The following is a 13,281-nucleotide window of genomic DNA, read 5'->3' on the forward strand; positions in this document are numbered from 1 at the left end:
GATTTTGCCGATGAAAGATTTATTGAACTTTCACAAGAAAGAGCAGGAAACCCAAGACTTTGATGCCATCAAAGTCAGTTTGGCTTCCCCTGAGGTTATCCGTTCATGGTCGTTTGGCGAAGTCAAAAAGCCTGAAACCATTAACTACCGGACATTTAAGCCGGAGCGTGACGGTTTGTTTTGCGCCAAAATTTTTGGCCCAGTCAAAGACTACGAGTGCTTGTGCGGTAAATACAAGCGTTTGAAACACCGTGGCGTGGTGTGTGAGAAATGCGGCGTTGAAGTGACCCAGACCAAAGTGCGCCGTGACCGCATGGGGCATATCGATCTTGCCAGCCCGGTTGCGCATATCTGGTTTTTGAAATCATTGCCGTCCCGCATCGGTTTGTTGTTGGACATGACGTTGCGGGATATTGAACGCATTCTGTACTTCGAGACCTTCGTGGTAACAGAGCCGGGCATGACCACGCTGGAGCGTTCGCAGTTGCTCAGCGATGAAGCTTATCTGGAAGCCATCGAGGAGTTCGGTGACGAATTTGAAGCCAGCATGGGCGCAGAAGCGATTTTAGAATTGCTGCGTTCCACCGACCTCAAAGAAGAAGTCGCCAGAATGCGCGAAGAGATTGCTGAGACGGGTTCTGAAACCAAGCTCAAGCGTTTAGGCAAACGTCTGAAATTGATGGAGGCGTTCATCAATTCCGGCAATAAGCCTGAATGGATGATCATGACCGTGCTGCCCGTGTTGCCGCCCGATTTGCGTCCGCTGGTTCCGCTGGATGGTGGTCGTTTCGCCACTTCCGACCTGAATGATCTGTACCGCCGCGTGATCAACCGTAACAACCGTTTGAAGCGTTTGCTGGAGCTGAATGCCCCGGACATTATCGTGCGCAACGAAAAGCGTATGTTGCAAGAGTCGGTGGATGCGTTGCTCGACAACGGGCGTCGCGGTCGTGCAATCACGGGTTCTAACAAGCGTCCGCTGAAATCGTTGTCAGACATGATCAAGGGTAAGCAAGGCCGTTTCCGTCAGAACTTGTTGGGTAAGCGGGTCGACTACTCCGGCCGTTCGGTTATCGTGGTTGGCCCTGCGTTGCGTTTGCACCAGTGTGGTCTGCCGAAGAAAATGGCGCTGGAACTGTTCAAGCCATTCATTTTTGGTAAGTTGCAACGCCGTGGTTTAGCGACCACCATCAAGGCGGCGAAGAAACTGGTCGAGCGTGAAACGGCGGAAGTCTGGGATATTCTCGCGGAAGTCATCCGTGAACATCCGGTCATGCTCAACCGCGCACCGACCTTGCACCGTTTGGGGATTCAGGCGTTCGAGCCGACCCTGATCGAAGGTAAAGCGATCCAATTGCATCCGCTGGTGTGTTCCGCGTTCAACGCGGACTTCGACGGCGACCAGATGGCGGTACACGTACCGTTGTCACTGGAAGCGCAGTTGGAAGCGCGTACCCTGATGATGGCGACCAATAACGTCCTGTCACCGGCGAACGGTGAGCCGATCATCGTGCCATCGCAAGACATCGTATTGGGTCTGTACTACATGACCCGTGATGCGATCAATGCGAAAGGCGAAGGCATGATTTTTGCCGATCCGTTGGAAGTGCAACGTGCTTACGATACCGGCAATGTGTCGCTCCACGCCAAAGTGAAAGTGCGGATTACCGATAGCCTGAAAGACGAAGACGGTGAATTCATCAAGCGTACTCGCGTGCTGGATACCACGGTCGGGCGTGCTTTGCTGACTAGCATTATGCCGGAAGGTTTGCCGTTTGAATTGTTCAACACGGTGTTGAAGAAAAAGGCGATTTCCAAGCTGATCAATGAAGCTTACCGTCGGGTGGGGTTGAAAGCGTCCGTCGTGTTTGCTGACCAATTGATGTATACCGGCTACCGTTACGCGACCCGTGCCGGAGTTTCTTTCTGTGCGGATGACATGATGATCCCCGAAAAGAAAGCCGGTTTGTTGGCAGAAGCGGAAGATGCGGTACTGGAAATCCAGAAGCAATTCTCCAGCGGTTTGGTGACACAGGGCGAACGTTACAACAAGGTTGTCGACATCTGGGCGAGTACCAATGAAAAAGTCGCGAAAGCGATGATGGAAAAGATTGGTAAGCAGGAAGTCATTGATGCGGAAGGCAACTTGGTTTACCAAGAATCTTTCAACTCCATTTACATGATGGCGGATTCCGGGGCGCGGGGTTCTGCGGCGCAGATTCGTCAGTTGGCGGGGATGCGCGGGTTGATGGCAAAACCGGATGGTTCCATCATTGAAACGCCGATTACCTCTAACTTCCGCGAAGGTTTGAACGTCCTGCAATACTTTATCTCGACGCACGGTGCGCGGAAAGGTTTGGCGGATACCGCTCTCAAAACCGCGAACTCTGGTTATCTGACGCGGCGTTTGGTCGACGTGGCGCAAGACATGGTGGTCACGATTGACGATTGCGGCACAGTGCAAGGCATCAAAATGCGTCCGATCATCGAAGGCGGTGACGTGGTAGAAGCCTTGGCTGAGCGTGTATTGGGTCGTGTGGTAGCGCAAGATGTTACCCGTGGTGACGAAGTTTTGATTCCCGCCGGTACTTTCCTTGACGAAGCATGGGTCAAGCAAATTGATGCGCTGGCAGTGGATGAAATCGTGGTACGTTCAGCGATTACCTGCGAAACCCGTTACGGTGTGTGCGCGAAATGCTACGGTCGTGACCTTGCTCGTGGGCATATTGTCAACAAGGGTGAGGCTGTCGGGGTCATTGCGGCGCAATCCATCGGTGAACCGGGTACTCAGTTGACCATGCGTACCTTCCACATCGGGGGTGCGGCAAGCCGGTCGGCGGCAGAAAGCAGCATTGCGGTCAAGTCCAGCGGTCAGGTGCATTTGCTCAACGTGAAAACGGTGCGCAACAAAGACGGCAAATTGGTGGTGGTATCGCGTTCCGGCGAACTGGGCGTGGTCGATGAAAATGGGCGCGATAAAGAGCGTTACAAGTTGACCTACGGTGCGCTGTTGACGATTGACCATTACGACAAAGTGGTCGCTGGTCAGGAAGTAGCAACGTGGGATCCGCATACCCACCCGATTATTTCCGAGGTAGCGGGTCAGGTCAGTTTTAGTGACTTCATTGATAATGTCACGGTGCAGACCAAAGTGGACGAAATGACAGGTTTGTCCTCCATCGAAGTCATGGATCCTAAAAACCGTCCTACCGCCGGTCGTGAATTGCGCCCAACCGTGCGTTTGCTGGATGAACGCGGCGATAGCGTGTTCTTTGAAGGCACAAAGATTCCAGTGCAATACCCCTTGCCTGCGGGCGCCATCGTGAGTTCCACCAACGGTGCAACCGTACAGGTCGGTGAGGTTGTGGCACGTCTGCCGCAAGCATCCTCTAAAACACGTGACATCACGGGTGGTTTGCCACGGGTTGCGGACTTGTTTGAAGCACGTAAGCCAAAAGATGGCGCGATTCTGGCAGAAAAAACCGGCACAATCTCCTTCGGTAAAGAAACCAAAGGCAAGCAGCGTGTCATTATCACCGGCGAAGACGGTGAGCATTACGAAGAACTGATTCCGAAGTGGCGTAATCTGGATGTGTTCGAAGGTGAGAAACTCAACCGTGGTGAGGTAATCGCCGACGGTGAGCCGAATCCGCATGACATTCTGCGCTTGTTGGGTGCGACTGCACTGGCGGAATACCAAGCGCGTGAAATTCAAGCTGTTTACCGTTTGCAGGGTGTAAAAATCAACGACAAACACATCGAGGTCATTGTGCGTCAGATGATGCGCAAGGTTGACGTGATTGATCCGGGTGATAGCAAATTCCTGCGCGGCGAACAAACCGACTACTGGCGCGTGGTGGAAGAAAACAAACGTTTGGATCAAGAAGGCAAGCTCAAAATCGTTTACGAGCGGCTGCTGATGGGCATTACCAAAGCATCCTTGGTAACGGACTCCTTTGTGTCGGCGGCGTCCTTCCAAGAGACCACACGGGTTCTGACTGAGGCTGCGGTACGCGGTGCGCGTGATGAGTTGCGCGGCTTGAAAGAAAACGTCATTGTGGGGCGTTTGATTCCGGCGGGTACGGGCTTGGCCTACCATGACGATCGCCGTAGCCAGCGCAATGAATTCGCTTATGAACGTCCGGTATCCACTGAAACCATTAGCTTCGGTGAGCCGTTGGACATGGGTTCAGACGATTAATCTTAGTTGAAGACGTAACAATCGAGAAAACCTCCTTGACAGGAGGCTTTCCGATCCCTAGAATCTTGCCTCCTTAAGTAGACCGATTTCCGGTCTAACTTCTTTATGGGGACAAGGCAAGCCAAGCAGATTCCTCGTGATTCCAGGAGATAATTTCAGGATATGGCAACAGTAAACCAATTGGTGCGTAAACCGCGCCAAAGCAAAGTAGAGAAAAGCAAGGTGCCAGCGCTAGAGGCTTGTCCGCAGCGCCGTGGTGTTTGCACCCGTGTTTATACAACCACGCCTAAAAAGCCGAACTCCGCTATGCGTAAGGTTGCTCGTGTGCGTCTGACCAATGGTTTTGAAGTCACCAGTTATATCGGTGGTGAAGGCCATAATCTCCAGGAACACTCGGTTGTACTGATTCGCGGCGGTCGTGTAAAAGACCTTCCGGGTGTTCGTTACCACACCGTTCGTGGTAGTTTGGATACACAGGGTGTCAAAAACCGTAAACAGGCTCGTTCCAAGTACGGCACGAAGCGTCCTAAGAAGTAATTCACTGGTGATATGAATCATGCCTAGAAGAAGAGAAGTCCCCAAACGCATCGTGCTGCCTGATCCTAAGTTCGGAAGCCAATTGCTGACTAAATTCATGAATGCCATTATGCAAGATGGTAAAAAGTCTGCCGCTGAAAAAATCATTTACGGCGCCTTGACTGAAATTGCTGGCAAGAAAGGCGGCGACGGTATTGAAGTGCTGGAATATGCACTGGATAACGTCCGCCCAGCGGTAGAAGTTAAATCCCGCCGTGTCGGTGGTGCTACTTACCAAGTGCCCGTTGAAGTACGTCCTTCACGTCAAAATGCGCTGGCGATGCGTTGGTTGATTGATGCGGCTCGCAAGCGTGGTGAAAAATCCATGGCGCGTAAGTTGGCAGGTGAGTTGATGGATGCTTCTGAGAAGCGTGGTACGGCTGTGAAGAAGCGTGAAGACGTGCATCGCATGGCAGAGGCTAATAAAGCCTTCGCACACTTCCGCTGGTAATGATAAGAGTGACCATCAGTGGCACGTAGCACCCCCATTGAGCAGTACCGTAATATCGGCATCATGGCACACATTGATGCGGGCAAAACCACTGCCACCGAGCGCATCTTGTTTTACACGGGTGTGTCTCATAAGATCGGGGAAGTGCATGATGGCGCTGCGACCATGGACTGGATGGAGCAGGAGCGTGAGCGTGGTATAACCATTACCTCCGCTGCTACCACTTGTTTTTGGTCGGGTATGGATAAACAGTTTCCGCTGCACCGTATCAATATTATCGACACGCCGGGGCACGTTGACTTCACCATTGAAGTGGAGCGTTCTTTGCGGGTGTTGGATGGCGCAATGTTTGTGTTGTGTGCCGTCGGCGGTGTGCAGCCGCAGTCGGAAACGGTGTGGCGGCAGGCGAATAAGTATCATGTGCCGCGCATGGCTTTCGTCAATAAAATGGATCGTTCTGGTGCAAATTTCCTGCGTGTTTACGAGCAGTTGAAGAGTAAGCTGAACGCTAATCCTGTGCCGTTACAACTGCCGATTGGGGCAGAAGAAGATTTCGTCGGTGTGGTTGACTTGATTCGCATGAAGGCGATCATGTGGAATGACGCCGATAAAGGTGTTACCTACGAAGCTGTTGATATTCCGGCGGATATGGTGGCGTCTTGTCAGGAATGGCGCGAGAAAATGGTAGAGGCTGCTGCCGAAGCCGATGATGTATTGATGGACAAATACCTCGAAGAAGGGGATTTGTCTGCTGAAGAGATTGTTGCTGGTTTGCGCAAGCGTACCATTAGCCTTGAAATTATCCCGATGACCTGTGGTTCGGCCTTTAAGAATAAGGGCGTGCAAGCAGCACTCGACAAGATTGTTGAGTTGATGCCTTCACCGTTGGATGTGCCTGCGATTAAGGGGCATCTGGGCGATAAAGCAGAAACTGAAGCGGAGCGTCATGCGAGTGATGATGAGCCGTTTGCTGCATTAGCTTTCAAGATTGCGACTGACCCCTTTGTGGGGACATTGACGTTTTTCCGGGTATATTCTGGCGTGTTGACATCACAAAGTGCTGTCTACAATCCTGTAAAAGGTAAGCGCGAGCGCATTGGGCGTTTGGTGCAAATGCACTCGAATGCACGTGAAGACATTGATGAAGTACGTGCCGGTGATATTGCGGCGGCTGTCGGTTTGAAGGACGTGACAACGGGCGATACGCTGTGCGACATGAATCGCGTCATCACCTTGGAAAAGATGGATTTCCCTGAGCCGGTTATCGCAGTTGCGGTGGAGCCAAAGTCCAAGGCTGACCAAGAACGCATGGGCATTGCGCTGAGTAAACTCGCGCAAGAAGACCCCTCGTTCCGGGTGCGTACTGATGAGGAAACCGGGCAGACTATTATCGCCGGTATGGGCGAGTTGCACTTGGAAATCATCGTGGATCGGATGCTGCGTGAGTTTAAAGTCAACTGCAACGTGGGCGCACCACAAGTGGCTTACCGTGAAACCATCCGTAAAACGGTCGAGGTTGAAGGTAAGTTTGTACGTCAGTCCGGTGGGCGCGGGCAGTATGGTCACGTTTGGCTGCGTCTTGAGCCGCTCGGTGAAGCAGAAGGCTACAAATTTGAAAATGCCTTGGTGGGTGGTGTAGTGCCGAAAGAATTCGTGCCAGCCGTCGACAAAGGTGTGCAAGAACAAATGGGTAACGGCGTATTGGTCGGTTTCCCGCTGGTCGACATGAAAGTTACCTTGTTTGACGGGTCTTATCATGATGTCGATTCCAGTGAAATGGCATTTAAAATTGCAGGCTCTATAGCACTTCGTCAGGGAGTCATGGATGCGGCACCGGCTCTGTTAGAGCCAGTGATGAAGGTTGAAGTGACTACGCCTGATGAGTATATGGGCGATGTTATCGGTGATCTGAACCGCCGTCGTGGTGTCATTCAAGGCATGGATGAAGAAAGCGGCAGTTTGGTGGTGCGAGCAGAAGTGCCGCTGGGTGAAATGTTTGGTTATGCAACTGACCTGCGTTCTGCTACCCAAGGTCGCGCTGCTTACAGCATGGAGTTTGTGCGCTATGCAGATGCGCCTGCTGCCGTGACGCAAGCGGTGATAAGAAAAGTAAAAGGTGAGTAACGATGCTTTTGTGTGTCGGTACTGTTTGCATTTGAAATGAAAGACGGTCTGCGTTTTGCGATCCGTGAAGGTGTTGATACTGTCAGCACCGATGTTGTTGCTAAAATTATTGAGTAATAGTTATGTCTGATCAAAGAATCCGTATTCGCCTGAAAGCATTCGATCATCGCTTAATTGATCGTTCTGCGACTGAGATCGTTGAAACAGCTAAGCGGACGGGTGCGCGTGTCAAAGGGCCAATTCCTTTGCCTACACGTATCGAGCGTTACACCATTCTGGTTTCCCCGCACGTTGATAAAGACGCGCGTGACCAGTATGAGATCCGTACTTACAAGCGTCTGATGGATATTATTGATCCGACTGACAAGACTGTTGATGCTCTGATGAAGCTGGATTTGGCTGCGGGCGTTGATGTACAAATCAAGCTTAACTGATTTGTAAAAAAAGACTTAACGGCAGAGATTTTTCTGCTATAATGCGCGGCTTTCCACGGCTCGACCTAGGTCGAGCCGAGTTTTTCTAAAAGACAGAATGAAAGTTGCTCGGTGTGAGTAATTCGAAGAGGTATGCAAATGGCTATCGGTCTGCTGGGTCGCAAAGTAGGTATGACCCGGATATACGGTGAAGATGGAGGTTCAACCCCCGTCACTGTGCTTGAGATTGCGGCAAACCGCGTGTCACAAGTCAAGACGGTAGAAACAGATGGTTACAATGCCATCCAGTTATCTACAGGTGAGAAAAAATCTTCCCGCGTTTCCAAATCGGAAGCTGGTCATTTTGCCAAGGCGAGCGTGCCTGCTGGTACCAATGTTCGTGAGTCGCGCATTGATGATGCGTCAGGCTACGAACTGGGTGCTGAGTTGGCAGTCAGCATGTTTGAAGCAGGTCAAATGGTTGATGTGACTGGCGTTAGCAAGGGTAAAGGCTTTGCTGGTGTTTTGAAGCGTCACCATTTTGCTGGTCAAGACCGCACGCATGGTAACTCTTTGTCGCACCGAGTTCCGGGTTCCATTGGTCAGAACCAAACGCCAGGCCGGGTATTCCCAGGCAAAAAAATGGCTGGTCATATGGGTGCTGTACAGCGTACTGCCCAGAATCTGCAAGTGGTACGTGTAGACGCTGAGCGCAATCTGTTGTTGGTTAAGGGTGCTGTTCCAGGCGCTACTAACGGCGATGTGGTTGTCAAGCTGTCGGTCAAGGCATAAAGGTGGCAGCAATGGAATTACAGATTGCAAATGGTGGCTCGGTCGCAGTAAGCGACGAGATTTTTGCACGCGAATTTAACGAAGGTTTGGTGCATCAGGCGGTTGTTGCTTATATGGCAGCGGGTCGTGCTGGTACTAAAGCGCAGAAAACCCGTTCAGATGTGAGCGGTGGTGGCTGCAAGCCTTTTAAACAGAAAGGTACTGGTCGTGCGCGTGCGGGTAGTATTCGTAGCCCGTTGTGGCGCACAGGTGGTAAGTCTTTTGCAGCGCGTCCGCGTGATTTTACGCAGAAGCTGAATAAAAAAATGTACCGTGCAGCCATGCGTGCCATCTTCTCTGAGCTAGTGCGTCAGGAGCGTTTCGTGGTGGTAGATTCATTCAACATTGAAGAGCCTAAAACCAAGTTAATGCTGGCAAAGCTGAAAGAGTATGGTTCCAACGACGTGTTGCTGGTGTCTGATGTGGATGATGTTAATGTGTTGCTTTCTGCTCGTAACATTCCTCACTGTGAAGTGGCGACTGTTGCTGGTTTGAATCCAGTTAGCTTGGTAGGCCACCAAAAAGTTGTGGTGACTACTGGCGCAGTAAGCAAAATTCAGGAGTGGCTGGCATGAGTATGGAACGTCTCTATCATGTTTTGGTTGCGCCACGGGTAACGGAAAAAACTGTCCGTGCTACTGAAAAAGCAAACCAGTACGTGTTTAAGGTTGCCAAAACAGCAACTAAACAAGAAATTAAGGATGCTGTCGAGACTTTATTTGAAGTCAAAGTTGATCAGGTTCGTACCATCAATGTAAAAGGCAAGCAAAAGAATTTTGGACGTCGCGCCGGTCATCGTAGCGATTGGAAAAAGGCTTATGTGAGCCTGTCCGAAGGTTTTTCTTTGGATGCGGCAGTAGAATAAGGCAAGGGTGAATCATGGCAGTCGTTAAGGCAAAACCAACCTCCCCAGGGCGTCGCTTCCAGGTTAAGGTTGTTAATAAAGAATTACACAAGGGCGAACCTTGTAAGAGCTTGTTGGAAAATAAGCGTAAAAGTGGCGGTCGTAACAACACTGGTCGCATTACTGTTCGTCATGTGGGTGGTGGTCATCGTCAACACTACCGTCTCGTTGATTTTAAGCGTCGTAAAGATGATATTCCAGCGCGTGTTGAGCGTTTGGAGTATGACCCTAACCGTAGCGCCAATATTGCATTGTTGTTGTACGCTGATGGTGAGCGCCGTTACATTATTGCTCCGAAAGGCTTGAGTGCTGATGCAGAAGTTGTTTCTGGTGTTCATGCGCCGATTGCTGTCGGTAACTGCCTGCCAATGCGGAATATTCCGGTCGGTAGTGTGATCCACTGCATTGAAATGAAAGTAGGCAAGGGTGCGCAATTAGCGCGTAGTGCTGGTGCTTCTGCTCAATTGGTGGCGCGTGAAGGTGCTTATGCCACCATTCGTTTGCGTTCAGGTGAAATGCGTAAAGTTCCGATTGACTGCCGCGCAACCATTGGTGAAGTCGGTAATTCCGAACATGCCTTGATTAAGCTGGGTAAAGCGGGTGCAAAGCGCTGGCGCGGTGTCCGTCCTACCGTTCGTGGTGTGGTTATGAACCCAGTAGACCATCCACACGGTGGTGGTGAGGGTCGTACCTCTGGTGGTCGTCACCCTGTTACTCCTTGGGGTGTTCCAACCAAGGGTTACAAGACTCGTAGCAACAAACGTACTGACAATATGATTGTCCGTCGCCGGAACAAGAAGTAAGAGGATTACACAGTGCCACGTTCACTCAAAAAAGGCCCTTTCGTTGACCATCACCTGATGAAGAAGATTGAAACTGCTAAAGCGGCTAACGATCGTCGTCCAATCAAAACATGGTCGCGCCGCTCCATGATCCTGCCCGAATTCATCGGCTTGACTGTGGCAGTACATAATGGCAAGCAGCATATTCCGGTGCTGGTTAATGAAAATATGGTAGGCCATAAGTTGGGTGAGTTTGCACTGACCCGCTCTTATCGTGGTCACGTTGCCGACAAAAAGTCGAAGTAAGAGGTCGAAATGGAAGTTGCTGCAAAATTGCGTTTCGCACGCATTTCACCTCAGAAGTGCCGACTGGTCGCTGATCAGATTCGTGGGCTGCCGGTGGATAAGGCACTGAATATTCTGGCGTTTAGCCCGAAAAAAGGTGCGGCGATGTTGAAGAAAGTTCTGGAGTCTGCGATTGCTAACGCTGAACACAATGACGGTGCTGATGTGGACGAATTGTGCATTAAGAGTGTATTCGTTGATCAAGGTCCAACCATGAAGCGTATCATGCCGCGTGCTAAAGGTCGTGCTAACCGCATCCTTAAGCGTACCAGTCACATTACCGTCGCTGTAGGCGAGAAGTAAGGTTTAGTATGGGTCAGAAAGTAAATCCAACCGGCATTCGTCTTGGTATCGCCACCGACTGGCGCTCTAAGTGGTACGCTGAAGGCAAGGACTATGCCGACTTCCTGTTTAAAGATTTGGAAGTGCGCACATTCTTGAAGAAAAGACTGAAAGAAGCTTCAGTTAGCCGTATTCAAATTGAGCGTCCCGCAAAGTCTGCTTTTATCACCATTCACACCGCGCGTCCGGGTGTTGTTATTGGTAAGAAAGGCGAAGATATTGAGAAGCTGCGTGCAGAAACAGCCGCTAAGCTGGGCTTGCACATCAACAATGTGAAGCTGAATATCGAAGAAATTCGTAAGCCTGAATTGGACTCCCAATTGGTGGCAGAGAGCATTGCCAGCCAGCTTGAACGTCGTATCATGTTCCGTCGTGCTGCTAAGCGTGCAGTGGCGAACGCGATGCGTCTGGGTGCGTTGGGTATCAAAGTTTGTGTGGCAGGCCGTTTGAACGGTGCGGAAATTGCGCGGACTGAGTTTTTCCGCGAAGGTCGTGTACCATTGCATACCCTGCGCGCTGACATTGACTACGCAACTGCCGAAGCGCTAACCACCTATGGAATCATCGGTGTCAAGGTTTGGATCTACAAGGGCGAAGTCTTCGACCTGGAACAGAAACAGCAATCTAGCCAAAACCAAGGTCAACAAAACCAAGGTCAAGGCAGAAAGAAGAAGTGATAGAGGTTTGAGATGTTACAACCCAAGAGAACCAAATTCCGCAAACAGATGAAAGGCCGCAACCGTGGTCTAGCATTAGCGGGCAGCAAAGTTAGCTTCGGCGACTTCGGGCTGAAAACGGTAGAGCGCGGTCGCTTGACAGCGCGTCAAATTGAATCGGCACGTCGTGCCATCAATCGTTATGTCCGTCGTGGCGGTAAAATCTGGATTCGCGTGTTCCCGGACAAGCCAATCAGCAAAAAACCGTTGGAAGTTCGTCAAGGTAAAGGTAAAGGGAACGTTGAATACTGGGTGGCACTGGTTCAGCCCGGCAAGGTTCTCTACGAAATTGAAGGTGTGGCAGAAGAAATTGCACGTGAGGCTTTCCGTCTTGCTTCTGCAAAACTGCCGGTTAAGACTACATTTGTTTCCCGTCAGGTGATGTGATGAACGCAGCAGAACTTAAGCAAAAATCAGCTACTGAGCTCAAAACTGAGCTGGTAGAAAACCTGAAGGAGCAGTTTAAGCTGCGTATGCAAAAAGCCGCTGGCCAGTTATCACGTCCTTCCGAAGTGAAGCGTGTGCGTCGTCAGATTGCCCGTATCAAGACAGTGCTTGCACAAAAGCAAGTGGCAGGTGAATAACGATGACTGTTAGCGAAGAAGCAAAAGTTGAACGCAGCCTGATGGGTCGTGTAGTCAGTAACAAGATGGACAAGTCAATCGTGGTGCTGATGGAACGTCAAGTAAAGCACCCAATGTACGGTAAGTTCATTAAGCGTTCTAAAAAATACCATGTTCACGACGAAAACAATGAATGTCGTGAAGGTGATACCGTAATGTTCAAGGAATGCCGTCCTTTGTCTAAAACAAAGCACTGGACCTTGATCAAAGTTGTTGAACGCGCCCCAGGCCAAGCATAAGGGACGGAGAACGTAAATGATCCAGATGCAATCCATTCTGCAAGTTGCAGATAACAGTGGTGCCAAACGAGTTATGTGCATCAAAGTTCTGGGCGGTTCTCATCGTCGTTATGCAGGCATTGGTGACATCATCAAAGTCAGCATTAAAGATGCGATTCCGCGCGGTAAAGTTAAGAAGGGCGACGTTTACAACGCTGTCATCGTGCGTACTGCTCACGGTGTGCGTCGTAATGACGGCTCTAAGATTCGTTTTGATGGTAACGCCGCTGTCTTGCTGAATAATAAGCTTGACCCCATCGGCACACGTATTTTTGGGCCTGTCACTCGCGAATTGCGTGGTGAAAAGTTCATGAAGATTATTTCTCTGGCACCTGAAGTGCTGTAAGACTGCAACGACAGAAGTAGGTGACGAAATGCGTAAAATTCGCAGCAATGACGAAGTAGTTGTCATCACCGGCAAAGATAAAGGCCGTCGCGGCAAGATCATGCAGGTGTTGGTAGACGAAGGTAAGGTTTTGGTTCAAGGCATTAACCGTGTTAAAAAACACGTTAAGCCTAACCCAAATGCAGGTGTTCAAGGTGGCATTATCGAAAAAGAAATGCCGATGGATACTTCAAATGTGATGCTGGTCAATCCTGCCACTGGCAAGGGTGACCGCGTTGGATTCAAGCTCCTGGACGATGGTAAGAAAATCCGTGTCTTTAAGTCCAATGGTGAGCGCGTAGACGCTTAA

The 13,281-nt window shown here is 50.5% G+C and carries 17 protein-coding genes; all 17 read left to right on the plus strand.

The genetic code is table 11. From position 1 onward, the window contains the following. Positions 1-10: 10 nt before the first annotated feature. Entirely contained in the window at positions 11-4,201 is a 4,191-nt protein-coding gene (gene rpoC, locus L3K52_06055; GenBank protein ID UOG93291.1) for a DNA-directed RNA polymerase subunit beta', read from the plus strand. Positions 4,202-4,363: 162 nt separating this feature from the next. Beyond that, positions 4,364-4,738, plus strand: a complete 375-nt coding sequence (gene rpsL, locus L3K52_06060) for a 30S ribosomal protein S12 (protein ID UOG93292.1) — start codon at positions 4,364-4,366, stop codon at positions 4,736-4,738. A 19-nt stretch (positions 4,739-4,757) separates the two neighbouring features. Next, positions 4,758-5,228, plus strand: coding sequence for a 30S ribosomal protein S7 (gene rpsG / locus L3K52_06065; protein UOG93293.1), 471 nt, complete (start codon positions 4,758-4,760; stop codon positions 5,226-5,228). An 18-nt stretch (positions 5,229-5,246) separates the two neighbouring features. Further along, positions 5,247-7,352 (plus strand): elongation factor G, encoded by a 2,106-nt coding sequence (gene fusA / locus L3K52_06070; protein ID UOG93294.1) that lies wholly within the window; start codon positions 5,247-5,249, stop codon positions 7,350-7,352. A gap of 122 nt (positions 7,353-7,474) precedes the next feature. After that, positions 7,475-7,786 carry a 30S ribosomal protein S10 gene (gene rpsJ, locus L3K52_06075; protein ID UOG93295.1) on the plus strand — a complete coding sequence of 104 codons (312 nt, stop codon included), beginning with the start codon at positions 7,475-7,477 and terminating at the stop codon, positions 7,784-7,786. A gap of 138 nt (positions 7,787-7,924) precedes the next feature. Further along, positions 7,925-8,557 (plus strand): 50S ribosomal protein L3, encoded by a 633-nt coding sequence (gene rplC, locus L3K52_06080; GenBank protein UOG93972.1) that lies wholly within the window; start codon positions 7,925-7,927, stop codon positions 8,555-8,557. Between the two features lie 11 nt (positions 8,558-8,568). Next, complete coding sequence (gene rplD, locus L3K52_06085) at positions 8,569-9,171, plus strand: 50S ribosomal protein L4 (protein UOG93296.1); 603 nt, start codon at positions 8,569-8,571, stop codon at positions 9,169-9,171. Continuing rightward, positions 9,168-9,461 carry a 50S ribosomal protein L23 gene (rplW, locus tag L3K52_06090; protein ID UOG93297.1) on the plus strand — a complete coding sequence of 98 codons (294 nt, stop codon included), beginning with the start codon at positions 9,168-9,170 and terminating at the stop codon, positions 9,459-9,461. The genes rplD and rplW overlap by 4 nt, the downstream gene beginning before the upstream one ends. Positions 9,462-9,475: 14 nt before the next feature. Continuing rightward, entirely contained in the window at positions 9,476-10,303 is an 828-nt protein-coding gene (gene rplB / locus L3K52_06095; protein ID UOG93298.1) for a 50S ribosomal protein L2, read from the plus strand. Positions 10,304-10,315: 12 nt separating this feature from the next. After that, entirely contained in the window at positions 10,316-10,588 is a 273-nt protein-coding gene (gene rpsS, locus L3K52_06100; GenBank protein ID UOG93299.1) for a 30S ribosomal protein S19, read from the plus strand. A 9-nt stretch (positions 10,589-10,597) separates the two neighbouring features. After that, complete coding sequence (gene rplV, locus L3K52_06105) at positions 10,598-10,930, plus strand: 50S ribosomal protein L22 (GenBank protein ID UOG93300.1); 333 nt, start codon at positions 10,598-10,600, stop codon at positions 10,928-10,930. Positions 10,931-10,938: 8 nt separating this feature from the next. Then, the gene (gene rpsC, locus L3K52_06110) at positions 10,939-11,646 is read left to right on the plus strand and encodes a 30S ribosomal protein S3 (protein UOG93301.1); all 708 of its coding nucleotides are present in this window, start codon (positions 10,939-10,941) and stop codon (positions 11,644-11,646) included. Between the two features lie 12 nt (positions 11,647-11,658). Then, positions 11,659-12,072 (plus strand): 50S ribosomal protein L16, encoded by a 414-nt coding sequence (gene rplP / locus L3K52_06115; GenBank protein ID UOG93302.1) that lies wholly within the window; start codon positions 11,659-11,661, stop codon positions 12,070-12,072. After that, a complete protein-coding gene (rpmC, locus tag L3K52_06120) occupies positions 12,072-12,269 on the plus strand; it encodes a 50S ribosomal protein L29 (protein ID UOG93303.1) in 198 nt (65 codons plus the stop codon). The genes rplP and rpmC overlap by 1 nt, the downstream gene beginning before the upstream one ends. Positions 12,270-12,271: 2 nt before the next feature. After that, positions 12,272-12,547: a 30S ribosomal protein S17 gene (rpsQ, locus tag L3K52_06125; protein UOG93304.1), complete on the plus strand. Its 276-nt coding sequence runs from the start codon at positions 12,272-12,274 to the stop codon at positions 12,545-12,547. 16 nt (positions 12,548-12,563) lie between these two features. After that, positions 12,564-12,932 (plus strand): 50S ribosomal protein L14, encoded by a 369-nt coding sequence (gene rplN, locus L3K52_06130; protein UOG93305.1) that lies wholly within the window; start codon positions 12,564-12,566, stop codon positions 12,930-12,932. A 28-nt stretch (positions 12,933-12,960) separates the two neighbouring features. After that, a complete protein-coding gene (gene rplX / locus L3K52_06135; GenBank protein UOG93306.1) occupies positions 12,961-13,281 on the plus strand; it encodes a 50S ribosomal protein L24 in 321 nt (106 codons plus the stop codon).

The sequence above is a fragment of the Candidatus Thiothrix sulfatifontis genome (assembly GCA_022828425.1).
GTDB classification, from domain to species: Bacteria; Pseudomonadota; Gammaproteobacteria; order Thiotrichales; family Thiotrichaceae; genus Thiothrix; species Thiothrix sulfatifontis.